The organism is Glycomyces tenuis DSM 44171, from assembly GCF_000427885.1.
Taxonomy (GTDB): Bacteria; Actinomycetota; Actinomycetes; order Mycobacteriales; family Micromonosporaceae; genus Glycomyces; species Glycomyces tenuis.
This window is the reverse complement of record NZ_ATYW01000009.1, coordinates 14,465-40,597: the sequence shown is the minus strand read 5'-3', so window position 1 is coordinate 40,597 and position 26,133 is coordinate 14,465. Positions and strand designations below refer to the sequence as shown.

The window sequence follows — 26,133 nt, the reverse complement described above, 5'->3', positions numbered from 1 at the left end:
CTCCGCTCAGCGGCCGGGCCTGGCGGTCGACTCGCGCACCACCATCTCGGTGGCCAGCTCCACTCGCGGCGTCTCCACGTCGTTGCCGGCGGCCATGTCGAGGACGGTCCGCGCTGCCAGCGCTCCCATTTCGGACAGCGGCTGCCGCACCGTCGTCAGCGGTGGTGAGGTCCAGCGCGACTCGGGGAGGTCGTCGAAGCCGACGACGCTCACGTGCTCGGGGATGCGCAGCCCTCGTTGGCGGATCGCCTCGTAGGCCCCGAAGGCCATCTGGTCGGAGGAGGCGAAGATCGCCGTCGGCGCGTCGTCGAGCCCCAGCAGCTCTTTGGCGGCGTCGAAGCCGGACTGGTGGTAGAAGTCGCCGTCGTAGACCAGGGCCGGGTCGAATTCGATCCCGCCGGCCTCGAGCGCGGCCCGGTAGCCGTCGAAGCGGGCCCGTGAGCACAGGACCTGCTTGGGGCCGTGGATGAATCCGATCCGGCGGTGCCCCAGCTCGATGAGGTGCTCGGTGGCGGCGAGGCCGCCGGCCCAGTTGGTGGCGCCGATGGCGGGCGCGTCCATCGTGGGCCCGCCGGAGGGGTCGAGGACGACCATGGGCACGCGCAGGTGCCGCAGCTGCTCCAGGATGGGCGAGGACAGCTGCGAGACGACGAGGATGACGCCGTCGGAGGCGCGGGTGCGCAGGTTGTCGAGCCACTGCTCGGTGGAGGCGCGGCGGCGGTGGACCGCGGAGACGACGGTGCCGACTCCGGCCGAGTGGGCCGCGTCCTCGACGCCGCGGATGATCTCGACGGCCCAGGGGCTGTCGAGCTCGTTGAAGACGAGGTCGACCAGGCGGGCGTTGCGGCTGGGCGCCCGCGTGGAGCGTCGGCGCTGGTAGCCGCGCTCGGTCAGCAGCTCTTCGACGCGTTTGCGGGTCTCCGGGGCGACGTCGGAGCGGCCGTTGATGACGCGGGAGACCGTGGGCACGCTGACGCCGGCCTCGTCCGCGATGGTGCGGATCGTGACCCGCCCGTGTTCGGCTTCAGTCAAGGGTCCTCCCGGTGTCGATGCTTTCCACGGTAGCCGTCGACATCCTATAGCGGATACCAGGTGGTCCCGCCCCGTGTCCGAAACTTTCGGCGTCCGCTTGAGTGATTCGCCGTCCGCGACTCGGATTCTCGGAGACATCTGGTGCTAGAAGTCCCGCGTAATCAATGTTATGGTGTGCAAACCTGTATCGAAATCGATCAGAAAATTTTCAGAAACTATCGGCCTGTCGCCGCCCCCCAGGTAGCATCGCGCGGGTCGTTGAGTGGAGTGGCATGGACACCGACACCCCTGCAGAGCCGAGCGAGCGAGCGGCCGGTCTGGTCAAGCGGATGACGCTTGAGGAGAAATGCGCACAGCTGGTGGGCCTGTGGCGCGGCGTCGACAGCGACGCCGGCGACATGGCCCCCCATCAGAGCGAGCAGACCGGCGGTCTGGACGAGAACGAGGCCATGGTCCACGGCCTGGGCCAGCTGACGCGCCCTTTCGGGTCGGCGGCCGTCGAGCCCGCCGAAGGCGCGGCCCGCCTCGCCGCGCTCCAGCGGCACATCAAGGGCTCCAACCGCTTCGGCATCGCCGCGCTCGTCCATGAGGAGTGCCTCACCGGGTTCATGGCGCACGGCGCCACCATCTTCCCCACCGCGCTCGCCTGGGGCGCGACCTTCGACCCCGAGCTCGTCCGCGCCGTGGCCCGCCAGATCGGCGAGACCATGCGCGCCGTCGGCGTCCACCAGGGACTCGCGCCCGTCCTCGATGTCGTGGCCGACTCCCGCTGGGGCCGCACCGAGGAGACCATCGGCGAGGACCCGTATCTGAACGGCACCGTCGGCGGCGCCTACGTCGCCGGGCTCCGGGAGGGCGGGGTCCTGGCCACGATCAAGCACTTCGCCGGGTACTCGGCCTCGCACGCGGCCCGCAACTTCGGCCCGGTCCACATGGGCCCCCGCCAGATCGCCGAGACCTACCTGACGCCGTTCGAGATGGCCGTGCGCATCGGCCGCGCCGGCTCGGTCATGGCCTCCTACGCGGCCAACGACGGCGTCCCCTCCCACGCCAACCACCGCCTCCTCACCGGCGTCCTGCGCGAGGAGTGGGGCTTCGAGGGCACCGTCGTCGCCGACTACTTCGGCGTCAACTTCCTCAACTCGCTCCACGGCGTCGCCGCCGACCGCTCCGCGGCGGCGGGCCTGTCCCTGGCCGCCGGCGTCGACGTGGAGCTGCCCAATGTGGACTGCTACGGCGCGCCGCTGCTCGACGCCGTGCGCTCCGGCGCGATCGAGGAGGACGCCGTCGACCGCGCCGCCGAGCGGGTCCTGACCCAGAAGATCGAACTCGGCCTGCTCGACGAGCTGCCCGAGCCGCCGACCGAGGTCGACCTCGACCCGCCGCGGGCCCGCGCCTTGGCCGCCGAGTGCGCCAGGCGCTCGATCGTGCTGCTGTCCAACGACGGCACCCTGCCCTTGGCATCGCCGAAGCACCTCGCCGTCGTGGGCCCGGTCGCCGACGACAAGGCGGTCATGCTCGGCTGCTACGCCTTCCCGAACCACCACGGCCGCACCGACGCCGAGGCTCCCGGCCCCGACAGCCGGTACCCGCACGTGGACCTGGGCGTGGAGGTCCCGACGCTCGTCGAGCGGCTCGCCGCCGAACTGCCCGGCGCCCGGATCGAGCACGCCGCGGGCGGCTCGGTCCTGGACGCCGAGGACGCCGACATCGAGGCCGCCGCCCGCGCCGCCGCCCGCGCCGAGTTGGCGATCGTCGCCGTCGGCGACCGTCCGGGCATGTTCGGGCGCGGCACCTCGGGCGAGGGGTGCGACGCCGCCAGCCACGCGCTGCCGGGCCGCCAGGCCGAGCTGCTCGAAGCGGTCATCGCCACCGGCACGCCCACCGTCGTCGTCGTGGTCTCCGGGCGCCCGTACGCGCTCGGCGAGGCCGCGGCGGGCGCCGCCGCGATCGTGCAGGCGTTCCTGCCGGGGGAGGAGGGCGCCGCCGCGATCGGCGAGGTGCTCTGCGGCGCGGCCGAGCCCGAGGGGCGGCTGCCCGTGGGAGTCCCCGCGCGGGCCGACTCGCCGCCCGCCACCTACCTGGGCCCCCAGCTGGCCCGCCGCAGCGAGGTCTCCACGGTCGACCCGACGCCGCTGTTCCACTTCGGGCACGGCCTGTCCTACACGCGGTTCGAGTGGGACGAGCCGGAGCTGCGCTCGAACGCCGAGGTCGCGCCCGAGGGGACCGTCGAGGTCGCCGTCCGGGTGCGCAACACCGGCCCCCGGGCCGGCGTCGAGGTCGTCCAGCTGTACCTGCACGACCCGGTGGCCTCGACCGTCAGGCCCGTCCAGCGGCTGGTCGGCTTCGCCAAGCTCAGGCTCGGAGCCGGGGAGTCCGCCGAGGCCCGGTTCAGGATGCCCCTCGACATGGCCGCGCTCATCGGCGTCGACGGCGAGTGGGTCGTCGAGGCCGGTTCGCTCGAACTGCGCCTGGCGCGCTCGGCCGACGACATCGTCGGCACCCTCGAAGTCCAGGTCACCGAGTCGAGGCGCATCGAGCCCGGCACCAGGCGCCTGGAGACCGACGCCATAGTCGGTTAGTATGCAGTAAACGCCAAGAAAACGCTTACACACTTCGCATTGAGGAGCTCTCCTGTGTCCTCCCCCTACCGCCTCGCCATCGTCGGGACGGGTGGCATCGCCCACCTCCACGCCGAGAGCCTCAGGGACCGCCTCGCCGGGCGCATCGAACTGGTGGCCGCCGTCGACCCCGACACCGAACGCCTCGAAGCCTTCAAGGACAAGTTCGGCGTCGAACGCGGCTACGCCTCGATCGAAGGGCTCCTGACCGCCGAGGACCTCGACCTCGTCGACCTGTGCACCCCGCCCGGCGTCCACGCCGACGGCGCCGTCGCCGCCCTCGAAGCCGACGTGGGCGCGATCTGCGAGAAGCCCCCGGCGCTGAGCCTGGCCGAGCACGACCGGATCGCCGCCGCCGCGGCCGCCTCCAAAGGCGACTTCACGGTGATCTCCCAGCACCGCTTCGGCTCGGCCGCCGAACGGGTGCGGAACATGCTCGCCTCCGGCGTGCTCGGCGCCCTCGCCGTCGCCAAATGCGACACCCTCTGGTACCGGCCCGAGGACTACTTCGCCGTCGACTGGCGCGGCCGCTGGGAGACCGAGGGCGGCGGCCCCACCATGGGCCACGGCATCCACCAGATCGACACCCTGCTGTCCATCGTCGGCCCCTGGGCCGAGGTCGTCGCCACCGCCCACCGGCACCGCCGCACCACCAACACCGAGGACGTCTCCCACGCCATCGTCACCCTCGAGAACGGCGCGAGCGTATCCATCACGAACTCGCTGCTCAGCCCCCGCGAGACCTCGCAGATCCGGCTCGACTTCGACTGCGCCACCGTCGAACTCGACCACCTCTACGGCTACGGCGACGACAACTGGACGATCACCCCGCTCGAGGCCTGCGCCGACGAGGTGAACCAGGCCTGGGCCGGCGAGCCGCGGGGCCGCGCCTCCGGCCACGGCGCCCAGTTCACCGCGATCGCCGACGCGCTCGACGGCAAGACCGCCCCGCCGGTCACCGTCGACGACGCCCGGCGCACCCTCGAGCTGATCACCGCCGTCTACGCCTCGGCGTTCACCGGCAAGCCCGTCCGGGCCGGCGACATCGACCCCACCTCGCCGTTCTACCAGCGCATGGACGGGTCCGGTGCCCCCTGGCCCGACCGCAAGTGACCGCCCAGACCACCGACCGAAGCAACCGGAGAGTACAACGATGACGCTGAAGCTCGACGACAATGGCACCGCGCTCTCGATCGCCAAGGGCGAACTGGAGCTCCTGCGCTACGTCTACCGACCCGACAACGACCAGTTCGAGTCCCCCCGGCCCTACTTCGAGCCCATCCGGGACCTCGCCGGCCGGCAGGTCAGCCTCTACCGGCCCCACGACCACGTGTGGCACAAGGGCATCGCGCTGTCGCTGCCGAACTGCGGCCCCGAGAACTTCTGGGGCGGGCGCACCTTCCGCCGCGGCAAGGGATACGTCGACGAGAAGAACGACGGCTCCATGGAGCACCGCTCCTTCACCGAGCTGACCACCGACGAGCAGGGCGTCCGCGTCGTCGAGGAACTGGAGTGGATCACCGAGGACAAGCGCCACTTCTTCACCGAGCGGCGCGCCTTCGCCGTCGCCGTCCTGTCCGAGGAGTCCTGGGCCCTGTCCTTCTCGACCGCGTTCACCAACGACACCGGCGACACCGTCGTCATGGGCAGCCCCACCACCGAGGGCCGCGAGAACGCCGGCTACGGCGGCTTCTTCTGGCGCGGACCGCGCTCGTTCACCGAAGGCCGCGTCTACACCGCCGACGGCGAGGGCGGCGACGAGCTCATGGGCGTGCGCGGCGACTGGATGGCCTTCTGCGGCAGGCACGACTCGGTCGACGCCTCCTCCACGCTCGTGTTCACCGACCACCCCGACAACCCCGGCGCGCCGGTCAAGTGGTTCGTCCGATCGACCCCGTTCGCCGCGGTCTGCCCGGCGCCGTTCTTCGACACCGAGCTGCCGATGGCACCGGGCCAGACCGTCACGCTCCGCCACGCCGTGGCCGTGGTCAACGGCGACACCGGTGTCGAAGGCGCCGCCAAGGCCGCCGAGACCGCCGCCGCCGAACTGGCCGGGCTGGGGTAGCCGTGGGCGGATTCCCCGGCGGCACGGCCGTCTCCATCGTCACCGTCTACGACTGGCCGACCGCCGACGGCCAGGCCGGCGGCTCCCCGCACCTCCACACCGCCTCCACCGAGGGCTACGTGGTCACGCGCGGCACCGGCGCGGTCGAGACGCTCTCGGCCGACGGCTTCGCACGGCACGAGCTGGCCCGCGGCACCGTCCTGTGGTTCACGCCCGGGACCGTCCACCGGCTCATCAACGGCTCGGGCGACCTCGAGGTCACCGTCGTCATGCAGAACGCGGGCATCCCCGAGGCCGGGGACGCCGTCCTCACCTACCCGGCGGACACGCTCGCCGACCCCGAGGCCTACGCCGCCGTCACCGGCGCGCCCGCCGCGGAGGGCCTCGGCGACGACGAACGCGAGACCGCCGCCCGCCGCCGCCGCGACCTCGCCGTCGAGGGCTACCTGGAACTGCGCGAACGCGTCGAATCCGAGGGCGCCGAGGCGATGGAGCCGCTGTGGACGGCCGCCGCCTCGCTCGTCTCCGGCCGCGTCGACACCTGGCGCCCGCTCTGGGAGGGCGGGCCCAAGGCCCAGGCCGACGCCACCGGGCGACACCTCGACGCGCTCGCCCGCGCCGACGGGACGCACCTGTGCGACGCGCACGTCTCCAACGCGGGCGCTCCGGCCCGCCGCTGGGGCATGTGCGGACGCCTCGAGGCGTTCGACCTGCGCCCGTGACTACCCTCGGTGTCCGGCGGCGACTACCATCGTCGCTGGACACCGAAGGAGCGCAGTTGGGCGATTACAATCCGGCCGAGACCGGCGTCATGATCGACGCCGAGACCACCGTCGACCGCGACGACGCCATCTGGATCGAACCCCGCGGCGACGGATACGACGTGTGGGTCCACATCGCCCGCGTCGCCGACCACGTCCCCGCGGGCCTCCCCGCCGACCTCGAGGCCCGCAGCCGCGTCCACACCCGCTACCGGGCCGAGTACACCAAGCGGATGCTCCCGCAGCCCGTCGAGGACCTCGCCTCCCTCGAAGCGGGCCGCGTCAACGAGACCTTCGCCGTGCACCTCCGCGTCGACGCCGAAGGCCGCGTCCGCGACGTCGAGCTCGGCCCCGGACGCCTGACCCGCTCCTGGGCCATGACCCACGGCGAGGCCGCCGACGCCGCCGCCGACCCGGCCCACCCGCTGCACCCGACCCTCGCGCTGGCGCTGCGCTTCGCCAACACCATGCTCGCCGCCCGCCGCGCCACCGGCGCCCTCGCGTTCTACGACCTCCTCAGCGGCTTCGCCACCGACGAGGAGGGCCACCTCGTCAGGCTCCAGGCCGCCGAACGCAACTCCGGGTACATCATCGTCCAGGAGTTCATGGTCGCCGCCAATGCCCGGATCGCCGCCTGGGCCGCCGGACGGGACCTGCCGATCCTGTTCCGCAACCACCGACTGGCCGCCGTCGCGGGCGACCCGTCCGAGCTGCGCGACGAACTCGACACCGTCGCCGCCTCGGGCGACACCGCCGCGTTCGAGATGCTGCGCACCCGCATGCGCATGGTCGCCCGCTCGGCGACCTACGGGGCCACCGTCCACGGCCACCACGGCCTCCGACTGCCCGTCTACACCCACGCCACCAGCCCCATCCGCCGCTACCCGGACCTGGTCACGCAGCGGATCCTCCTGGCCGCCGTCGCCGGCGAGCCCAGCCCGTACACCGCAGCGGAGCTCACCGTCCTCGCCGACGAGCTCAACGCGCGCATCGCCGCCGAGCGCGAGCGCACCAGCGAGCACTTCCGCAAGCGCGCCAAGGAAGAGGCCGAACGCCGCCTCGGAGGGGCCGACTTCGCCGCGCTCACCTATACGGAGTTCGCGAAGGTCCTGCGCGTCGCCGTCGACCGCGGCGAGGCGCCCGCCGGGCTCGCCGCGGACGCCGAGCGGCGCCTCGATGCCGGCGAGCTCCAACTGCGCGAGTTCGCCGAGGTCTACTTCTACGGCAAGGCCCCCGCGTTCGCCGCGCTCCGCGCGACGCTCAACCGGCGGCTCGCCGAGGAACCGCACCAGGCGATCTCACTGGTGAACAAGTACCTCCAGGACCGCCTCGGCGGCCCCATCGGAGCGGCCGACATGGTCTGGGAGCTCGAATCCGCCGGCCGGGCCGGGGCCCCGGCCTTCGCCGCCGCGCTCGAGATCCGCTTCGACGAGCGGCGGCGCCGCTCACCCGAGCGCGTCCAGCGCACCAAGAAGGACGCCCGCAACCACGCCGCCCTGGCCCTGGCCGCCGCGCTCGCCGAACTGCCCGACCTGTCCCTCGACGACGGACCCGGGCCCGCCCCGGCCGAGCCGCCGAAGTCCGCCCTGGTCGACCCCGAGCGGAGCCCGGTCGAGGCCGTCCAGATCTACGCGTCCCGCGGCATCATCCGCGGCCTCGATTGGGAGTTCCTCTCCGAAGGCCCCGCGCACGAACGGGTCTTCACGTGCAGCACCGTCGCCCGGCTCGCCGACAGCGGCGTCGACCTCGACGCCAAGGGCCTCGGCCCGACCAAGCAGGCCGCCAAGAACGCCGCCGCTGAGATCATGCGCGTCCACATCGAGGCCGCGCTGCGCCTGCGTGAGGCCGCCGGCGCCGACGAGATCCCCTGAACATCCGAAAACGCGTTTCACCCGCTAAGGCACAATGGGACCGTGCATATTCTCGACGACTTCGCCTGGCGCGGCCTCATCCAGGAATCGACCGACCTCGACGCTCTGCGCGAGCACATCGACGCGGGGCACGTGACGTTCTATGTCGGCTTCGACCCCACCGCGGTGAGTCTGCACGTCGGCCACCTGATGCAGGTGCTGACCGCCCGAAGACTCCAGCTGGCCGGGCTGCGCCCGCTGCTGCTCGTCGGCGGCGCCACCGGGCAGATCGGCGACCCCAAGGAGACCGGCGAGCGGGTGCTGAACCCGCCGGAGGTCGTCGCCGGATGGGTCGAGAAGATCCGCGGGCAGCTGGCCCCGTTCGTCACCTACGACGGTGCGAACGCCGCCGTCGCGGTCAACAACCTCGACTGGACCAGCGAGCTGAGCGTCGTCGACTTCCTGCGCGACGTCGGCAAGCACTTCCCGGTCTCCAAGATGCTCGCCAGGGAGGTCGTCAAGGCCCGCCTGGAGTCGGGCATCTCCTTCACCGAGTTCGCCTACCAGCTGCTCCAGTCCAACGACTTCTACGAGCTCCACCGTCGCCACGGCTGCACCCTCCAATTCGGGGGATCCGACCAGTGGGGCAACATCACCGCCGGGGTCGACTACATCCGCCGCCGCTCCGGCGAGAGCGTCCACGCGCTCGCCACGCCGCTGGTGACCAAGGCCGACGGCACCAAATTCGGCAAGACCGAGGGCGGCGCGGTGTGGCTCGACGCCGAACTGACCAGCCCGTACGCCTTCTACCAGTTCTGGTTCAACTCCGCGGACGACTCCGTGGTGCGCTACCTGAAGTACTTCTCGTTCAAGAGCCACGAGGAGATCACCGAGCTCGAGCGAGCCACCGCCGAGCAGCCCGCCGCCCGACTGGCCCAGAAGGCGCTGGCCGAGGAGCTGACGACGCTGCTCCACGGCCCCGAGGAGACCGCGCACGTCGTCGCCGCCTCGCAGGCGCTGTTCGGGCGCGGCGAGCTCGCGGAGCTGCCCGAGGCGACGCTGCGCGCGGCGCTGGTGGAGGCCGGCATGGCCGAGCTCCACAAGCCCGAGGTGACCGTCGCCGAGGCGATGAAGGAGTCCGGCGTGGTCGCCAGCCTCGGCGAGGCCCGCAGAGCCGCCAAGGAGGGCGGCGCGTACGTGAACAACGTCAGGGTGACCGACGCGGGCGCCGCGCTCGACGCCGCTGACCTGCTGCACGGCCGCTACGCAGTGATCCGGCGCGGAAAAAAGACCGTCGCCGGAGTCGAGCTGCTCGCCTGAGGCATACACTTGATTGGTTTTGCTCGGGTGAACATGGGGGGAGAGCCACGTGGCTGAGGATGGCCGTGACCGCAGGGGCGGAGACGACCGGCGAGGGGGCCGGGGCGGCTACGGGCGCAGGGAAGGCGGCGATCGCGACCGGCAGGGCGGCGGCGAGCGCCGCTACGGCGACCGCGACGGCAGGTCCGGCCGCGGCGGCTACGGCCGAGGCGACCGTCGCGACGACCGCCCCCGCTACGGCCGCGATGACCGCCCCAGGCGCTATGAGGGCCGCGACGATCGGCCCCGGCGCGACCGCGACGACCGCCCGAGGCGCGAGGACGACCGGCCCCGCCGGTACGACAACCGGGACCGCGAGGACCGTCCGAGGCGCTATGAGGGCCGCGACGACCGGCCCAGGCGGGACCGGGACGACCGTGGTGGGCGCCGCCAGTTCGACCGCCGCGACGACCGCGAGCGCCGCTTCAGCGACGACCGCGGCGGCCGAGGCGGCTACCGCAATGACGACCGGCCCCGCCGCGACCGCGACGACCGTCCTCGCCGGTATGACGACCGGAACCGGGACGACCGTCCGAGGCGGGACCGGGACGACCGCGGTGGGCGCCGCCAGTTCGACCGCCGCGACGACCGCCCCGGGCGCGACGACCGCCGTCGCTTCGACGACGAGGACCGGGTCGGCCGTGACGGCAAGCCGCGCCGAGGCCGCGACGCCCTGCGTCCGCTCGAGGAGCGCGAGGCCGGCCACGAGGGCCCGATCCGCCGCGGCGAGTCCGACCAGGCGCCCGACCTCCCCGAAGGCCTCGAGTACGGCTTCGACCAGCTCGACAAGGAGACCAAGGCCGGGCTCCGCAGCCTGAACAAGCAGCTCGCCGAGGCCGTCGGCAACCGGCTCATCGCCACCGCCGCGCTGCTGGCCGAGGACGACATCGAAGGCGCCCTCGAACAGGCCCGCTACGCCCGCCGCAAGGCCTCCCGCGTCGCGATCGTCCGCGAGGTCACCGGCGTGGCCGCCTACGGCGCCGGCGAATGGCAGCTGGCCATGAACGAGCTCCGCGCCGCCCAGCGGCTCGGCGGCAACCGCGACCACATCGCGATGATCGCCGACTGCGAGCGCGCCTCCGGCCACCCCGAGCGCGCCGTCGACCTCTACCGCGAGCACGGCGACGACGAGAGCATCGACCCCGAGTCCCGCGTCGAGCTGCTCATCGTCGCCTCGGGCGCCCGCCGCGACATGGGCATGGGCGAGGCCGCGACCGCGATGCTCAAGGTCGCCGCCCTCAACTCCCCGAAGACCGAGCCGTGGGTGGCCCGCCTGCGCTACGCCTACGCCGAGGGCCTGCTCGCCGACGGCCGCGACGATGAGGCCCGCGAATGGCTCTCGAAGGCCGTCGCCGCCGACGTCTCGGGCGAGACCGGCGCGGCCGAGCGGCTGCTCGAACTCGAAGGCGTCGACTTCGACGAATTCGAAGACGAACTGGACGACGAGTTCGAGGACGAGCTCGACGAAGACACCGACGACGAGGACGCGGACGACGACGCCGAGACCGGCGAGGAAACCGAACCCGAAGCCGGTGACACGACCCCCACTCCTAAGGAATCCGATGACGCGACTGAACGCCGCGACTGAGGCGCTCGCCGCCGCATACGACCTGGCGCTGCTCGACCTCGACGGCGTCGTCTACCTGCTCCACGAGCCGATCCCCGAGGCCGCCCCCACCGTCGCGGCGCTGCCGGGCCTGGACTGCGAGCCGGTGTTCGTCACCAACAACGCCTCTCGCAGCCCCGAGACCGTCGCCGAAGCCCTCCGCGGCATGGACATCCCCGCCAAGGCCGACGAGGTCCTCACATCGGCGCAGGTGGTCGCCGCGGGCATCGCCGAGCGCCTCGGCACTGGTGCCAAGGTCCTGTCGACCGGCTCGCAGGCGCTGCACGACGCGGTCGAGGCCGCCGGCCTCACCCTCACCGACGAGCCGCGCGAGGCCCGGGCCGTGGCGTTCGGGTACACCCCCGAGACCACCTGGCGCGACCTCGCGGACGTGACGCTCGCGGCCCGCGGGGGCGCGTTCTGGGCGGTGGCCAATCTCGACGCCACCCTGCCGACTCCCGACGGTCCGCTGCCGGGCATGGGCGCGATGGCGCAGGCCGTCGCGACCGCGCTGGGCCGCGGCCCGGACCTCGTCGCCGGCAAGCCGCAGCAGCCGATCTACCGGACCGCGCTGGCCCGCAAGCCGGAAGGGCGCGCGATCATGGTCGGCGACCGTCCGGACTCCGATATCGAGGGGGCCAACCGCGTCGGGATCGACTCCCTGCTGGTGTTCACCGGCGTCATCGCCCCCAAGGACGCACTGCGGCTGCCGCCCGAGCAGCGCTCCACCCACCTGGGGTGGAGCATCGCCGCGCTGACCGAGACCCACCTTGAGCCGCAGTGGAACGAGGAGGTGGACAGCGTCGAGTGCGGCGGCTGGACCGCCGCCCTCCACGACGGAGTCGTGCGGCTCAGCGGCGAAGGAGCCGAATTGGACGGCTGGCGTGCTCTATGTGAACTGACCTGGGCCGCAAGCGATATGCGGCAGTGTGATCCGAACCGGCCGCCGAAGCCGGTCGGCGCGGCGGCCGAGAAGCTGCTGGGGTAGCGAAAAGCCCGGACCGCCGCCGCGGTCCGGGCTCATTGCTCTCTCGTTCGGAACGCCCGGGAGCCGGGCGGTCCTCAGTCGACCTTCAGGGCCTTGCGGAGCTTGGCGAGGTCCTTGACGCTGGCCTTGACCTTGATCTTGCCGGTCAGGAACGCTTTGGCGGGCTTGAGTTCCTTCTTCGAGAGCGCGATCAGGTCGTCGGAGGCGACCAAGAGGCGAACCTCGGCGTCGGCGTTGTCGCCGTCCATGAGGTCGGTCAGCTTGCCTTCGGAGATCTTGGCGTTGAAGGACACGTTGAGGTCGGTGATGTCGCAGGCCAGCGTGCGTTCGAACCCGTCAAGTCCGTCGAAGTCGCCAGACTTCTTGGCGACCTTGCCCGCCAGCTTCTCCAGTACGTTGCGGCATTCGTCTACAGTGGCCATACGGTCCTCCCGATCAGATCAGTTTCAGCACGAAGAGCTCGGCTCGGCAGAAGATTACAACGTGCCGCCGAAGCCTTTGCGTCCGACCGGGAGTCCACAACACGGTGACGGAGGGTGACGTCGGTGACCAGGCATATCGGACATCGTCGACCGCGCCGGCGGGCCGTGCGGCCGCCGGCCCGGTGAGCGGCGTCCGCTACAGGACCCCGCGAAGCTTCATCAGGTCCATCATGTTCGCCTTGATCTTCACGCGCCCCGCGCTGAAGGCCTTCATGAAGTCCAGCTCGCCGGCCACCAGCTTCACCAGGTCGTCGGAGGAGACGATCATGCGGATCTGCGCGTCCGGCTCGTCCCCGTCGGTGATGTCGACGAGTTTGCCGCCGTCGAACCTCCCGTGGAACGAGGTGCTCAAGTCGGTGATGTCGCAGGCCAGCGTGCGCTGGAACCCGGTGAGCTTGCGGACGGATTTCGGATTCGCGGCGAGATTGGCGGCGAACTGCTCCAAGGCGGTCCGGCATTCGTCGACGGTGGCCATGGTGCCCTCCTGTTCGATTCGAGCGGAGACGCGGCGGTGCGCCCCACCAGAAGGTTACCGGTCGGTACAACCACGGCGACGCTTGCGAGCCGTAAGTGTGCAGGACGGCGACGCCTGCGAGCCGTGAATGGGCGCTGCGGCGACGCTTCCGAGCCGTGGATCGGCAGAGCGGTGATGCCGATGCTCTGTGAATTGACATCGTGATGACATCGTGTAGACTGAAATTCGCATCATTATGATGCTGGTGATCGGTGGACACGGAGAGCGGCCAGCGCCGCGATCTGTGGACTCGCGGCTCGCCGCCACCCGCGGACTCCCGCGTGTCGGTGGCGATCCGCTCCGGACACCGTGGCAGTACCGTTGGTGTAGCCGGGCCAGGCCCGGCGGCGACACCTGCGAGTCGAGTATCCAGTCGAACAGGGAGGAGAGCGCCATGGCAGACACCGCCCGCGCCTACTTCGACACCGTCTTCAGCATGGCCGGCGAGTCCGGCCAGCGCGCCCGCGACATGGCCGGAAAGGTCCGTGAGGACCTCAAGAGCGGCGCTGAACGACTCCGCACCGACGTCCGCTCGGGTGCCGAGCAGGTCCGCAGCCAGGGCTCGCGCACCGTCACCGACATCGGGCGCCTCATCCGCGCCGAGGTCGACGCCGGACTGACCCGGCTCGGCGTCGCCACGCAGACCGATCTCGACGACATCAACCTCCGCCTCGAGCACTACGAGGAGGAGATCCGGGAGCTTCGCACGCGCCTGGCCGAAGCCGAGGCCCGCGCCGCTCGGACGCCCGCCACCCTCACCGCCCAGCGCGCAGAGAGCCCCGCTGAGCCGCAGGCCGACGAGCCGGCATGAGCGACGCGCCAACGCCGGCGAACCTGGCCGGGCGGCTGAGCGCCGACACGGGCGGCGTCGACGCCGACATCGAAGCCGAGGTCGAAACGGCCCTCGGGCAGCTCGAATCGCTGCCCGAGCTGGCCGTGACCGACCACGTCGCCGTCTTCGAAGGCGTCCAGCAGCGCCTCTCGGAGGTCCTCAGCAATGTCGACGATGCCAATTGACGGCTCCGCAAGCATCGCCGTGGGTGCCAATTGACGGCTTCGCAGAGGCCGCAACGAGAGCCGACTGATTCGCATCGCCCGACGCCATAGCCTGGAAAGACTGCCACCACTTCATGCCCGCGCGCAACCGACTCGACGCAGAACTCGTCCGCCGCAAGATCGCCCGCTCCCGCGAGCACGCCCGCGAGCTGATCGCGGCCGGGCGCATCCACCTGCGCGGCATCCGGGCCACCAAGGCCGCCACCGGCGTCACCGGCGACGACTCGATCCGACTCGTCGGCGAGGTCGACGACTACGTCTCCAGAGGCGCCCACAAGCTCATCGGCGCCCTCGACGCCTTCGGCGTCGACCCGGCGGGGATGCGCTGCCTCGACGCGGGCGCCTCCACCGGCGGCTTCACCGACGTCCTGCTGCGCCGTGGCGCGGCCGAGGTCCTCGCCGTCGACGTCGGCTACGGGCAGTTGGCCTGGAGACTCCAGACCGACGAGCGCGTCACCGTCCACGACCGGACCAACGTCCGGCACCTGACCCCTGAGCGGCTCGGCGGGCCGGTCGCCCTGACCGTCGGCGACCTGTCGTTCATCTCCCTGGAACTGGTCCTGCCCGCCCTGGCCGCCTGCACGAGACCGGACGGCACGATGCTGCCGATGGTCAAGCCGCAGTTCGAGGTCGGCAAGGGCCAGGTCGGCTCGGGCGGGGTGGTCACCGATCCGGCGCGGCGCGCCGACGCGGTCCTGAAGGTGATCGAGGCGGCCCGCCTGCTTGGGTGGGGGACCACAGGCGTGGTGCCGAGCCCGCTGCCCGGCCCCAAGGGGAATGTAGAGTTCTTCTGCCGCATGCGCCGCGGCGCGGATACCTTGGCCCCCGAGGCGGTGTTCGAAGCGGTGGCGTCGGAAAGGGAAGGCGGTTGAGCGCTGTGCAGCAGAAACCGAGCCGAGTCCTGGTGGTGACCCACCCGCTCCGCCAGGACGTGGCCGAGCTGGCCGAGAAGATCGCCGCCGCCCTCCGCGAAGCGGGCGTGGCCGCGCGCATCCTCTCCGGCGAGGTCCAATCGCTGTGCCGCCCCGACGCGCTGCTGGTGGCCGACGAGGGCTCCAGCGCGGCCGCCGACATCGTGCTCGCCCTCGGCGGCGACGGCACGGTCCTGCGCTCGGCGAAGATGGCCGCAGAGTCCGACGTCCCGCTGCTGGGCGTGAACTTCGGAAAGGTCGGCTTCCTGGCCGAGGCCGAGACGGGGGAGCTGGAGACGGTCGTCTCGCGCCTGCTGGAAGGCGATTACACCGTCGAGGAGCGCACGACCCTCGCCGTGGAGGCGACCGGCGCCGACGGCGAGCGGACGGCCTCGTGGGCGTTCAACGACATCGCCGTGGAGAAGGCCGAGCCCGCGCGGATGCTCGAAGTGATCATCGAGATCGACGGCTCCCGCATCTCCCGCTACGGCTGCGACGGCGTCCTCTGCGCCACCCCCACCGGCTCCACCGCGCACGCCATGTCCGCGGGCGGACCGGTCGTGTGGCCCGATGTGGACGCCCTGGTGGTGGTGCCGATGAACGCGCACGCCCTGTTCGCCAAGCCGATGGTGATCCACTCCTCCTCGGAGATCCGCATCGGCGTCGAGTCGATCGGGACGGCCGGGGCGCTCATCGCCGACGGCAAGCAGATCGCCCAGCTGACGGCCGGCTCGACCGTGACGATCCGCCGCTCGCCGCGCCCGGTGAAGCTGGTGCGCATGTCCGAGCGGTCCTTCCCGTCCCGTTTGGTCTCGAAACTCTCCCTGCCTGTGGACGGTTGGCGCCACGGTCGCATGTAGCGCCGCCGCATATCGAACCGGTGTACCAAGATCGGCGGGTGCGTCGGGCGGCGCCTGTCGGAGCGACCGGATAGGCTCGGGGATGTGTTGGACGAGCTTCGCATCCAGAACTTGGGCGTGATCGCCGACGCCACGCTTCCGCTTGCCCCCGGCCTCACCTGTATCACCGGCGAGACCGGCGCTGGGAAGACCATGGTCGTCGCCGGTCTGGGCCTGCTCTTCGGGGGGCGGGCCTCCCGTGCCCCCATCGGCGCCGAGAAAGCCGTCGTGGAAGGCCGCTTCGTGGTCGGGGAGGACTCCCTCGAACTGCGCGAACGCGCGATCGAGGCCGGCGCCGAGCTCGAAGACGGCGAACTGCTGCTGTCGCGCTCGGTCTCGGCCGAAGGGCGCTCGCGCGCCTGGGTCGGCGGCCGGGCCGCCCCCGTCGGCGTCCTGTCCGAACTCGGCGAGCTCGCCATCTCGGTCCACGGCCAGTCCGACCAGATGCGGCTGCTCCAGCCCGCCGAGCAGCGCGCTGCCCTCGACCGCTTCGCCGGCGCCGACCACGGCAAGCTCATCGACGCCTACCGCGCGATCTACATCGAACTGAACGAGAGCACCGCCGAGCTGTCCCGCCTGCGCACCAGCGCCAGGGACATGGCCCGCGAGGCCGACATGCTCCGCCTCGGCCTCCAGGAGATCACCGCCGTCGACCCGCAGGAGGACGAGGACGCCGAGCTCGCCGAGGAGGCCCGCCGCCTCCAGAACGCCGAGACGCTCCGCCTGGCCGCCGCCACCGCCCACGGCGCGCTGACCGGCGACCCGGCCACCGGCGACGGGGGAGCGGCCGACGCCGTCGGCGGCGCCGCCCGCGCCCTCGAGCACGACGCCGCCGACGACCCCAAGCTCGCCGAGTTCGCCGAGCGCCTCGCCGAGGCCGGCGCGCTGCTGTCCGAGGCCGCCGTCGACCTCTCGCGCTACCTCGACGAGCTCGACGCCGACCCGAGCCGCCTGGAGGAGATCTACCAGCGCCAGGCGGCCCTGAAATCCCTGTACCGCAAGTACGCCGAAGACCTGCCCGGCGTGCTGGCCTGGGCCGAGCACGCCACTAAGCGCCTCGGCGAGCTCGACGTCTCCGACGAGCGCGTCGCCGAGCTCGAGGCCCGCTGCGCCGAGCTCTCGGCCCGCGCCGGCGAGGCCGCCGCGCAGCTGCGCGCCTCGCGCCTGGCCGCCGCCGAGCGCTTCTCCGAGGCCGTCTCGGCGGAGCTGGGCGGCCTGGCCATGCCGCACGCCGCCGTCACCGCCGCCGTCGAGCCGCGCCCCGCCGGGCGCGGCGGCGTCGACCTCGTCGTCGACACCGCGATCTCCGGCGCCACCGAGGACGGCGCCGACGACGTCGAACTGCTGCTCCAGCCGCACCCCGGGGCCGTCCCCGCCGCGCTCCACAAGGGCGCCTCGGGAGGCGAGCTGTCCCGCGTCATGCTCGCCATCGAAGTGGTCTTCGCGGGGATCGGTGGCCCGCCGGTGCTGGTCTTCGACGAGGTCGACGCCGGAGTCGGCGGCCGGGCCGCCGTCGAGATCGGCCGCTGCCTGGCCAAGCTCGCCCGCCGCTACCAGGTCCTCGTCGTCACCCACTTGCCGCAGGTGGCGGCCTTCGCCGACCGGCACCTCGTCGTCAGCAAGGACACCTCCGGGGCGGTCACCGTCTCCGGCGTCCGCGTCGTCGACGACGCCGCGCGGGCGCGTGAGCTTGCTCGCATGCTCGCCGGAATGCCCGATTCCCACCTGGGTGTGGCCCACGCCGAGGAACTGCTGGCGGAAGCTGCCAAAATGAAGGCCTGACCTCCCGAGCCGCAGCCGGGCGCACGCACGGCTCGCGGGCTCGCCGCGAGGGAGAAAACACGGCTCGCGGGCCCGCCGAGAGGGCGCGCCGCTGCCCTGTTGTGGAGTACGAGTGGCATGATGATGCACGATGCGTGTACCTAGCTTGCGTTTGCCCGGCCGGAACCCGGAGTCGCCCTCCGGGGACGACCGGCTGGTCGGCACTGCCCGACTCGACCGCCGGACGAAGCGGTTGTGCGGCCGCCTCGAACCCGGCGACATCGCGGTGATCGACCACGTCGATCTCGACCGCGTCGCCGCCGACGCCCTCGTCGCCACCGGCGTGGCCGCCGTCGTCAACGCCGCCAAGTCCGTCTCCGGGCGCTACCCGAACCTCGGCCCGGAGGTCCTCATCAAGGGCGGGGTCGTCCTCATCGACGACGTCGGCGACGAGATCTTCGACAAGGTCCGCGAAGGCAAGACCGTCACCGTGGAGGGTGAACGAATCCTCCTCGGCGGCAACGAGATCGGTGCGGGCAAACTCCAGACCGAGAAGAGCGTCGCCGCCGACATGGAGGCCGCCCGCGAGGGCCTGTCCGTCCAGTTGGAGGCGTTCGCCGCCAACACCATGGAGTACCTCAAGCGCGAACGCGACCTCCTGCTCGACGGCGTCGGCGTGCCCGACGTCAAGACCGACTTCAACGGCCGCCACGCGCTCATCGTCATCCGCGGATACAACTACAAGGAGGACATCGACGTCCTCCGGCCCTACATCCGCGAGTTCAAGCCGGTCCTGGTCGGCGTCGACGGCGGCGCCGATGCGCTCCTGGAGGCCGGCTACACGCCCGACATGATCGTCGGCGACATGGACTCGGTCTCCGACGACGCCCTGCGGTGCGGCGCCGAGATCGTCGTCCACGCCTACGCCGACGGGCGCGCGCCGGGCATGGAGCGCATGGACAAGCTCGGCGTCCCGGCCATCCCGTTCCCGGCCGCCGCCACCTCCGAGGACATCGCCATGCTCATGGCCGACGAGAAGGGCGCCTCGCTGATCTGCGCCGTGGGCACCCACGTCACCATGGTCGAGTTCCTCGACAAGGGCCGCGGCGGCATGGCCTCCACGTTCCTCACGCGGCTGCGCGTCGGCGGCAAGCTCGTCGACGCCAAGGGCGTCTCGCGGCTCTACCGCCAGGACATGTCGATCTCCGCGCTGCTGCTGCTCATCGTCTCCGCTCTCGCGGCCATGGCGACCGCCGTCGCCATCTCCACCGTCGGGCGCTCCTTCATCGACGTCATCGCCGACTGGTGGGACGGCCTGCTCTTCCAGATCCAAAGGCTCTTCTCGTGATCAACTTCCGCTACCACCTCGTCTCGCTCACCGCGGTCTTCCTGGCCCTCACCATCGGCCTCATCCTCGGCACCGCCGCCCTCAACGGGCCGGCCATGGAGGCGCTCGAGGCCACCAGCCAGAGCCTGCGGGACAGCAACAACGCGATGCGCGACGAGATCGCCGCGCTGGAGGAGGAACTCGAGGACGACCAGTCCTTCGCCTCCGAGATCGCCCCCTCCTACCTCGACGGCAGGCTCGCCGGCCACAACATCCTCCTCGTGGCCATGCCCGGCGCCGAGACCGAGGTCGTCGACGAGGTCGAGGAGATGCTCGGCTACTCCGGCGCCGCCAGCGCCGGACGCATCTCCCTGCTCGACGACTTCCTCGACCCGGCCAACAACGACCAGCTCGCCGGCCTCGTCGACGGCGTCACCCCCGACACCATCGAGGCGCCCGTGACCTACGACGGCGTCGCCGCCATGAGCGCCGTCCTCGCCGCCGTCACCACCGGCAGCTTCGAGGGCGCGCCCGTCGAGATCACCCCCGCCGACATCACCACCGTCACCACCGGCCTCACCGAGCTCGGGACGCTCACCGTCGAATCCGAGCCGACCGGCGACGCCACCGGGGTCATCCTCGTGGGCGGCGCGGTCGCCACCGACTCCGACGCCGACGAGCGCAACACCGGGGTCGTCAGCGTCGCCACCGCCTTCGCCGTCGACGACCCGACCGTCTACGCCGCCTCGGTCTCCGCCGGCGAAGGCAACCCGGTCCTGGCGCTGCGCGGCGAGGACGTCGAGGTCCCCGTCTCCACGGTCGACAACGTCAACACCGCCCAGGGGCAGATCGCCGCCGTCATCGCCTTGGTCGAGCTCATCACCGACGGCAGCGTGTACCACCTGGGCACCGGGGAGGGCAATGAAGGCCAGCTTCCCGGAGCGGCCTAGGATTCCGCCCATGAGCCAGCTAACCCGCGCAGCTGGACGGGCGTTCCTCGGCGGCCTGGCCGCCGGCGGCACCATCGCCGCGATCAGCGCCGTCCGCCGTTCCAAATGGTCGAAGGACCTCGAACGCGTCAACCACCGAGGCGATACGGTCAGCCTGGCCGAAGGACCGGGCGTCACCATCGGCGCGACCGCCGCCGCCGTCGCCGGCGCCGCCTCCCCGGCCTACGCGGCCGCCGCGGCCGCCACCGGGCTCGCCACCGGCGCGCTCGGACTCTACGACGACATGGCGGACACCAAGGGCGAGAAGGCCAAAGGCTTCAAAGGTCACCTCTCGGCCCTGCTCAAGGGCCGCGTCTCGGCCGGTCTGGTGAAGATCGTCGGCATCTCCGCGACCGGGCTGGCCTCGTCCGCGCTCGTCGACACCGTCTCCGACCGCCGCCCCGAGGGCCGATGGGCCCGGCTGTGGAACATCGGCGTCGGCGGCGGCGTCATCGCCGGAGCCGCCAACCTCCTCAACCTGTTCGACCTGCGGCCCGGCCGGGCGCTCAAGGTGGCCTCCGCGGTCGCCGCTCCGCTCTCGCGCCCCGCGGGCCCCAAGGCCCGCAGCACGGCCTCCAGCGGCGCGAACACCGCCCTGGCGGTGTCGGCGGCCGCGGCCGCCGCGATGGGCGACGACCTCGAGGGCAAGACCATGCTCGGCGACTGCGGCGCGAACGCCGTCGGCGCCCTGCTCGGCCTGTCCTACATAGCCCGCACCGGACCGGTGGGACGCCACGTCGCGCTCGTGGGCATCGCCGCGCTCATCGCCGCGAGCGAGCGCGTCAGCTTCACCCAGGTCATCGCCGATACCCCGGTGCTGCGTGAACTGGACGAAATGGGCCGGAACAAGGCGTGACGGACACCCGACGCGAAGTCGGTCGTGCCGCCACCCTCATCGGTGCGATCACCATAGGCTCCCGCCTGGCCGGATTCGGCCGGATGCTGGTGTTCACCTGGGCTGTCGGGTACGCCACGCTCGGCACCGCCTACCAGAGCGCCAACGCCATCCCCAACCTCATCTTCGAGCTCGTCGCCGGCGGCGCGCTGGCGGCACTGGCGGTGCCGCTGCTGTCGGCCCCGCTCGCCCGCCGCGACACCGAGCAGGTCGACCGCATCGCCTCGGCGCTGCTGACCTGGGCGCTGAGCGCGCTCATCCCGATCGCCGCCGCGGTCGCGCTCTTCGCCCGGCCGCTGGTCGAACTCGTCGCCGGCGCCAACGTCACTCCCGCCACGATCGACACCGGCACCGAGATGCTCGTGCTCTTCGCACCGCAGCTGCCGATGTACGGCATCGCGGTCGTCCTCACCGGCGTCCTCCAGGCCCATCGCAGGTTCGCCTGGCCCGCCCTGGCGCCGCTGCTGTCCAGCGTCACCATGATCGGCGTGTACGTCGCCTACGGCGTCCTCACCGGCAACGAGGGCGAGGCCGAGCGGGTCTCCCAGAACGACCTGCTGCTCCTCGCCCTGGGCACCACGCTCGGCGTGGCCGTCCTGGCCGGATGCCTGTTCATCCCGCTGAGCCGCCTCGGGCTGCGCCTGCGGCCGACGTGGAAGTTCGACGCCGAGCTCAACGCCAGCGTCAAGGCCCTCGCGATCGCGGGCATCATCACCCTCGGCGCCCAGCAGCTGTGCCAGTTCGTGCTGCTGCGCTTCGCCAACGACGCCGGTCCCGGGCCGGTGGTCGTCTTCACCGTCGCCCAGACGTTCTTCCTGCTGCCGTGGGCGGTCCTCGCCGTGCCGTTCGCCACGGCCGCCTACCCGAACCTGTCCGAGGCGCACGCCGTCGGCGACACCCGCGCCTACCAGCGCACCATCGCCGCCGCCGGGCGGGTCGTGCTCGTGCTCTCCGGCCTCGGCGTGACCGCGCTCGCCGGCGTGGCCGAACCGATCGCCACAGTGCTCGGGAAGGTCCAGCACGGCGCCCCCGAGGCCGAGATCAGCGCGACCCTGACCGGCTTCGCGTTCGGCCTGTTCGGCTACTCGATGTTCGCCGTCTACTCACGGGGCCTGTACGCCGTCGACCGGGCCTACGCCGCCGCGGCGGCCACCGTGGCGGGATGGGCCGCGGCCGCGGTCAGCGCGATCGTCCTCTCGAGCACCATGGACGTCGAGCACCGGACGCTCGCCCTGGCCATCAGCTGGTCGATCGGCATGACCGTCACCGGGATCGCGCTCACGGCCGCCGTCGCCAGGAACACCGGCGCCGCGAGCCTCAAGGGCCTCGGCAGGGCGCTCGCCGCCGCGCTGTGCGCGACGGCCGCCGCCGTCGCCGCCGCGCGGGCGCTCATCGAGTGGTGGGGCCACGCGGGCTCGATCGCCCTCGCCGTCGCCGAAGGCGTCGCGGCCGGAGCGGTCGCCGCCCTCGTCTACGTTGGGGTGGCGGCGCTCGTCGACCACCACGCCGTACTTCGTGCGGTGCGGCGCAGGGCTGGCACAATACGAGCGACCGAAGAAGCAGAGCAGAGCGGAGAAGACCAGTGAGCCACCGACGCATCGCACTGGTGCTGGGACCCTCGACCGGCGGCATCGGCACCCATGTCGCCTCCGTGGCGTCCGGCCTGGTCGAACGCGGCGATGCCGTCCTCGTCGTCGGGCCTCCCGAGACCGAGGAGCGTTTCGGTTTCCGCTCCAGAGGCGCCCGCTTCGCGCCCGCTCCGATCACCGCCAAGCCCTCGCCCGAGCTGCCGCTGGCCGTCTGGGCCGCCCGCGGCGCCCTGCGCGGCGTCACCGGCCGCGGCGTCGACGTCGTCCACGCCCACGGCCTGACCGCCGGGATCACTGCGATGGCCGCCCGCCCCAGGCACGCCGCGCTCGTCACCACCTGGCACAACCAGCTCATCACCTCGGGGTTCAAGCGCAGGCTCGCCGACCAGATCGAGAAGCGCCTGGCCCGCGGTGTCGACGTCGCCCTCGCCGCCTCCTCGGACCTGCACGACCACCTCGTCGCCCTCGGCGCGGCCGACGCCAGGCTCGCGCCCGTCGCCGCCCCGCCCCGCCTCCCCACCGGCGACGCCGACGCGATCCGCGCCGAGCTCGGCATCGGCGATCGCCCCCTCGTCCTCTCGGTTGGGCGACTGCACGTCCAGAAGGACTACGACATGCTCATCGGCGTCGCGAGCCGCTGGGGCGCCTCGAGGCCCGCGCCCGTCGCCCCGCCCGCCGGCGTCGCAAGCGACGCCGCTCCCCAAACCGGAGCGAGCAGCGCTCGCACCTTCAGTGGAGCCCCGGTGGTCGCGATTGCCGGCGACGGCCCCGAGCGCGGGCGCCTCCAGGGACTCATCGACGCCTCGGGGGCCGATGTGCGCCTGCTCGGCCACCGCACCGACGTCGGCAACCTGCTCGCCGCCGCCGACCTCGCCGTGGTCACCAGCCGCTGGGAGGCCCGCCAGCTGTTCGCCCAGGAGGTCCTCCAGGCCGGCGTCCCGCTCGTCGCCACCCGCACCGGCGGCATCCCCGAACTGGTCGGCGACGCGGCCGTCCTGACCGAGACCGGCGACGCGGACGCCTTCGACGATGCCGTCCGCTCGCTCCTGGCCGACCCCGCCCGCCTCGCCTCGCTCCGCGAAGCGGGCCTCGCCAAGGCCGCGACCTGGCCCGACGAAGCGCAGATGCTCGACGCGCTCGACGCGCTCTACCTCGAACTGACCGGAAGATAGCCGACCTGTGCTGGAGAAGTTCGAACCCGGACGCTTCGTCCGCCGGTTCCTCAGATCCGCGGCCCACCACCGCGCCACCGTGGCGGCATGGGCGGTCGTCGCCGTCCTCGCCGCCTTCGCCGCCTGGCAGATCCTGCCGGAACCGACCGACGAGCGCGTCCCCGACGCCGTCGAATCGGTGACCTTCCTCGGCGTCGGCGGCCTCACCTGGACCGACATCGACCCCGAGACCACCCCGAACCTGAGCGCCCTGGCCGCGGACGGCTCCCTGGCCGAGCTCAACACCAACTCGGCCCGCAACTTCACCTGCACGCTCGACGGCTGGCTCACCCTCTCGGCGGGCTCGCCCGCCACCAGCACCGCCTTCGGCGACACCCCCAGCTGCGGCCCCGCCGGCTCCGAGCAGATCACCGCCGAGGACGCCGGCGCCACCGTCGACGGCCTCACCGACATCGTCGAGCTCAACCGCGAACTCGACCAGGGCACCGAGCTCGGCATGCTCGCCGCCGGCACCTCGTGCGCCACCGCGGTCGGCCCCGGCGCGGCCTACGCCACCGCCAACTCCGTCGGCCGCGTCTCCGACTACGAGACCGACCTGCCCGAAGGCGAGGCCCTGACCGAGCTGCTCGCCGAATGCCCGCTCACCGTCGTCGACGGCGGCGTCCTGCCGATCGAGGAGAGCCAGCGCGCCGCCGCGCTGACCGCCCTCGACGCGACCGTCGGCGAGCTCATGGACGCCCGCGAGGGCGACACCGCCCTCATGGTCGCCGGCATGAGCCAGACCACCGAGCCCAACCGGCTGCTCGCCGCGATCGCGAACTTCGGCGGCGACGACGGCCACAACCTCCTCGACCTGTCCGCCGAACGCCCCGGCTATCTCCACCTCACCGACCTGACCGCGACGATCCTGACGCTGCTCGACGCGCCCCTGCCCGAGAACGTCACCGGCGCCGCCGCGGGCGCCGTCTCCGACACGCTGCCGTACGAGGAGCGCCAGGCGGTCTTCGACGACACCGACACCAGGCTCATCGCCGCCGCCGACGCCGCACCCAACACGCAATGGCTGCAAGTGCTGCTGTTCTTCGCGCTGACCTTCGTGGCCTGGCCGCTGCTGCACCTGCTGCGCCGGGCCGGGGAGCCGGGCGTCAAACCGCCGCCGCTGTGGCTCATGCGCGCCAACATCGTCGTCGCCCTCGTGTGCGCCATGTTCGTCGCCGCCGGGATCCTCGCCGACTTCTTCGGCTGGTGGAACGCCCCGCGACCCGACCTCGTCGGCCCGGCCACCGCGCTGGCCGTCAGCGCCGTGTGCGCCGTGGCCGCGATCATCCTGCCCCGGCGCCACACCCCGGCCGCGCTCATGGTCGCCGTCTCGGTGTTCGGCCTGCTCGTCACCATGACGGCCATGCTCATCCACGCTTCCGCTCCACTGGGGACGCTCTTGGGCGACTACACCGTCGCCGACTCGGCCTCCGGCGAGCTCGGCCCGGTCGCCACCGGCATGTTCATCGCCTCGCTGTGGCTGCTCGCCGCCGTGGCGGCCTCGCGGCTGCCGCGCCGCTTCCAGTCCCCGGTCATGGCCGGCATCGGCTGCCTCGGCGTCATGGTCGTCTCCGCGGGCTTCCTCGGCGACTCCGTGCCCGCCGCCGTCGCCCTCACCGTCGGCACCTGCCTGGCCGCCGCCCTGGCGACCGGCGGCTGGTTCACCTTCGCCCGCCTGCTCTGGTCCGGCCTGGCCGGCGCGGTGGTCCTGCTGGGCCTGTCGTGGATCGACTACCAGCGGCCCGTCGCCGAGCGGGGCGCGCTCGGCGCGTTCCTGGCCGACCTCATGGGTGAGACGCGCGGTGTCATCGGCGCCGGGGTCGGCTCGAATGTCGTCGCCGTCTTCACCTCGCCGCTGAGCGTCCTGGCCGTCATGGCGGGCCTGTACTGCTGGATGGTGCTGCTGCGCCCCGGCGGGGGCCTGCGGCGCGCCTTCGGGCTCTACCCGCCGCTGCGGGCCGCGTTCTCCGCGGCCGTCGTCGGCTCCGCCATCGCCGGCCTCCTCCTGGGCAAGGGCCTCATGAGCCTGGGCTCGGCGCTGGCGGTCATGGTGCCGCTCGCGATCATCATGAGCCACCGGGTGCTGGCGAGGGCCCACGTCAAGGACGGCCAGTACTCGGCGATGATCGTCGACGCGCCCTCGTGGGTCGACGAGGAGAACGACGGGGAAAGTGTTAGTGTGGAATCCCGTGGATGATGCGATCCACCGGCGGCTGC

Annotated in this window: 22 protein-coding genes; 19 read left to right on the top strand and 3 right to left on the bottom strand. The window is 72.3% G+C overall.

Features of this window, described 5'->3' with window-relative positions; translation table 11 throughout:
• Positions 1 to 6 precede the first annotated feature (6 nt).
• Complete coding sequence (locus YWW_RS0111845) at positions 7 to 1,032, bottom strand: LacI family DNA-binding transcriptional regulator (protein ID WP_026930284.1); 1,026 nt, start codon at positions 1,030 to 1,032, stop codon at positions 7 to 9.
• Positions 1,033 to 1,304: 272 nt separating this feature from the next.
• Here YWW_RS0111845 and YWW_RS0111840 point away from each other — a divergent pair, with 272 nt between their 5' ends.
• The 8 genes from YWW_RS0111840 to YWW_RS0111805 are packed head-to-tail and all read left to right on the top strand — an operon-like array spanning position 1,305 to position 12,282.
• Positions 1,305 to 3,614, top strand: a complete 2,310-nt coding sequence (locus YWW_RS0111840) for a beta-glucosidase family protein (RefSeq protein WP_051325697.1) — start codon at positions 1,305 to 1,307, stop codon at positions 3,612 to 3,614.
• A gap of 54 nt (positions 3,615 to 3,668) precedes the next feature.
• The gene (locus tag YWW_RS0111835; protein ID WP_211228525.1) at positions 3,669 to 4,766 is read left to right on the top strand and encodes a Gfo/Idh/MocA family protein; all 1,098 of its coding nucleotides are present in this window, start codon (positions 3,669 to 3,671) and stop codon (positions 4,764 to 4,766) included.
• Between the two features lie 40 nt (positions 4,767 to 4,806).
• Positions 4,807 to 5,718 carry a DUF6807 domain-containing protein gene (locus YWW_RS29900; protein WP_035699256.1) on the top strand — a complete coding sequence of 304 codons (912 nt, stop codon included), beginning with the start codon at positions 4,807 to 4,809 and terminating at the stop codon, positions 5,716 to 5,718.
• Positions 5,719 to 5,720: 2 nt separating this feature from the next.
• Positions 5,721 to 6,440: a cupin domain-containing protein gene (locus YWW_RS0111825; RefSeq protein ID WP_026930281.1), complete on the top strand. Its 720-nt coding sequence runs from the start codon at positions 5,721 to 5,723 to the stop codon at positions 6,438 to 6,440.
• Positions 6,441 to 6,496: 56 nt separating this feature from the next.
• Positions 6,497 to 8,350, top strand: a complete 1,854-nt coding sequence (locus YWW_RS34055) for an RNB domain-containing ribonuclease (protein ID WP_051325696.1) — start codon at positions 6,497 to 6,499, stop codon at positions 8,348 to 8,350.
• 42 nt (positions 8,351 to 8,392) lie between these two features.
• Positions 8,393 to 9,649, top strand: coding sequence for a tyrosine--tRNA ligase (tyrS, locus tag YWW_RS0111815; protein WP_026930280.1), 1,257 nt, complete (start codon positions 8,393 to 8,395; stop codon positions 9,647 to 9,649).
• Positions 9,650 to 9,698: 49 nt separating this feature from the next.
• Positions 9,699 to 11,276 carry a hypothetical protein gene (locus YWW_RS29890; protein ID WP_051325695.1) on the top strand — a complete coding sequence of 526 codons (1,578 nt, stop codon included), beginning with the start codon at positions 9,699 to 9,701 and terminating at the stop codon, positions 11,274 to 11,276.
• Complete coding sequence (locus tag YWW_RS0111805; protein ID WP_026930279.1) at positions 11,251 to 12,282, top strand: HAD-IIA family hydrolase; 1,032 nt, start codon at positions 11,251 to 11,253, stop codon at positions 12,280 to 12,282. The genes YWW_RS29890 and YWW_RS0111805 overlap by 26 nt, the downstream gene beginning before the upstream one ends.
• 74 nt (positions 12,283 to 12,356) lie before the next feature.
• On the opposite strand, the gene YWW_RS0111800 is transcribed toward YWW_RS0111805, so the two are convergent.
• Entirely contained in the window at positions 12,357 to 12,704 is a 348-nt protein-coding gene (locus YWW_RS0111800; RefSeq protein ID WP_026930278.1) for an SCP2 sterol-binding domain-containing protein, read from the bottom strand.
• A gap of 196 nt (positions 12,705 to 12,900) precedes the next feature.
• Positions 12,901 to 13,239, bottom strand: coding sequence for an SCP2 sterol-binding domain-containing protein (locus tag YWW_RS0111795; protein WP_026930277.1), 339 nt, complete (start codon positions 13,237 to 13,239; stop codon positions 12,901 to 12,903).
• A gap of 433 nt (positions 13,240 to 13,672) precedes the next feature.
• Here YWW_RS0111795 and YWW_RS0111790 point away from each other — a divergent pair, with 433 nt between their 5' ends.
• The 11 genes from YWW_RS0111790 (at position 13,673) to YWW_RS0111740 (ending at position 26,113) form a co-directional block, all read left to right on the top strand.
• Positions 13,673 to 14,089, top strand: a complete 417-nt coding sequence (locus tag YWW_RS0111790; protein ID WP_026930276.1) for a phasin family protein — start codon at positions 13,673 to 13,675, stop codon at positions 14,087 to 14,089.
• A complete protein-coding gene (locus tag YWW_RS0111785; protein ID WP_026930275.1) occupies positions 14,086 to 14,295 on the top strand; it encodes a hypothetical protein in 210 nt (69 codons plus the stop codon). Before YWW_RS0111790 ends, YWW_RS0111785 begins: the two co-directional genes overlap by 4 nt.
• A 113-nt stretch (positions 14,296 to 14,408) precedes the next feature.
• Complete coding sequence (locus tag YWW_RS0111780; RefSeq protein ID WP_026930274.1) at positions 14,409 to 15,206, top strand: TlyA family RNA methyltransferase; 798 nt, start codon at positions 14,409 to 14,411, stop codon at positions 15,204 to 15,206.
• A gap of 5 nt (positions 15,207 to 15,211) precedes the next feature.
• On the top strand, positions 15,212 to 16,105 hold the full coding sequence (locus YWW_RS0111775) for an NAD kinase (protein WP_081687403.1): 894 nt from the start codon (positions 15,212 to 15,214) through the stop codon (positions 16,103 to 16,105).
• A gap of 84 nt (positions 16,106 to 16,189) precedes the next feature.
• Positions 16,190 to 17,926, top strand: coding sequence for a DNA repair protein RecN (gene recN, locus YWW_RS0111770; protein WP_026930272.1), 1,737 nt, complete (start codon positions 16,190 to 16,192; stop codon positions 17,924 to 17,926).
• A gap of 145 nt (positions 17,927 to 18,071) precedes the next feature.
• Positions 18,072 to 19,253 (top strand): putative cytokinetic ring protein SteA, encoded by a 1,182-nt coding sequence (gene steA, locus YWW_RS0111765; RefSeq protein WP_425402692.1) that lies wholly within the window; start codon positions 18,072 to 18,074, stop codon positions 19,251 to 19,253.
• Positions 19,250 to 20,182, top strand: coding sequence for a copper transporter (locus YWW_RS29885; RefSeq protein ID WP_051325694.1), 933 nt, complete (start codon positions 19,250 to 19,252; stop codon positions 20,180 to 20,182). The genes steA and YWW_RS29885 overlap by 4 nt, the downstream gene beginning before the upstream one ends.
• A 10-nt stretch (positions 20,183 to 20,192) precedes the next feature.
• A complete protein-coding gene (locus YWW_RS0111755) occupies positions 20,193 to 21,077 on the top strand; it encodes a hypothetical protein (RefSeq protein ID WP_026930270.1) in 885 nt (294 codons plus the stop codon).
• Positions 21,074 to 22,702: a murein biosynthesis integral membrane protein MurJ gene (gene murJ / locus YWW_RS29880; RefSeq protein WP_051325693.1), complete on the top strand. Its 1,629-nt coding sequence runs from the start codon at positions 21,074 to 21,076 to the stop codon at positions 22,700 to 22,702. The genes YWW_RS0111755 and murJ overlap by 4 nt, the downstream gene beginning before the upstream one ends.
• A complete protein-coding gene (locus YWW_RS0111745; protein WP_026930269.1) occupies positions 22,699 to 23,877 on the top strand; it encodes a glycosyltransferase family 4 protein in 1,179 nt (392 codons plus the stop codon). Before murJ ends, YWW_RS0111745 begins: the two co-directional genes overlap by 4 nt.
• A 7-nt stretch (positions 23,878 to 23,884) precedes the next feature.
• On the top strand, positions 23,885 to 26,113 hold the full coding sequence (locus tag YWW_RS0111740) for a hypothetical protein (protein WP_026930268.1): 2,229 nt from the start codon (positions 23,885 to 23,887) through the stop codon (positions 26,111 to 26,113).
• The last annotated feature ends 20 nt before the right edge of the window (positions 26,114 to 26,133 follow it).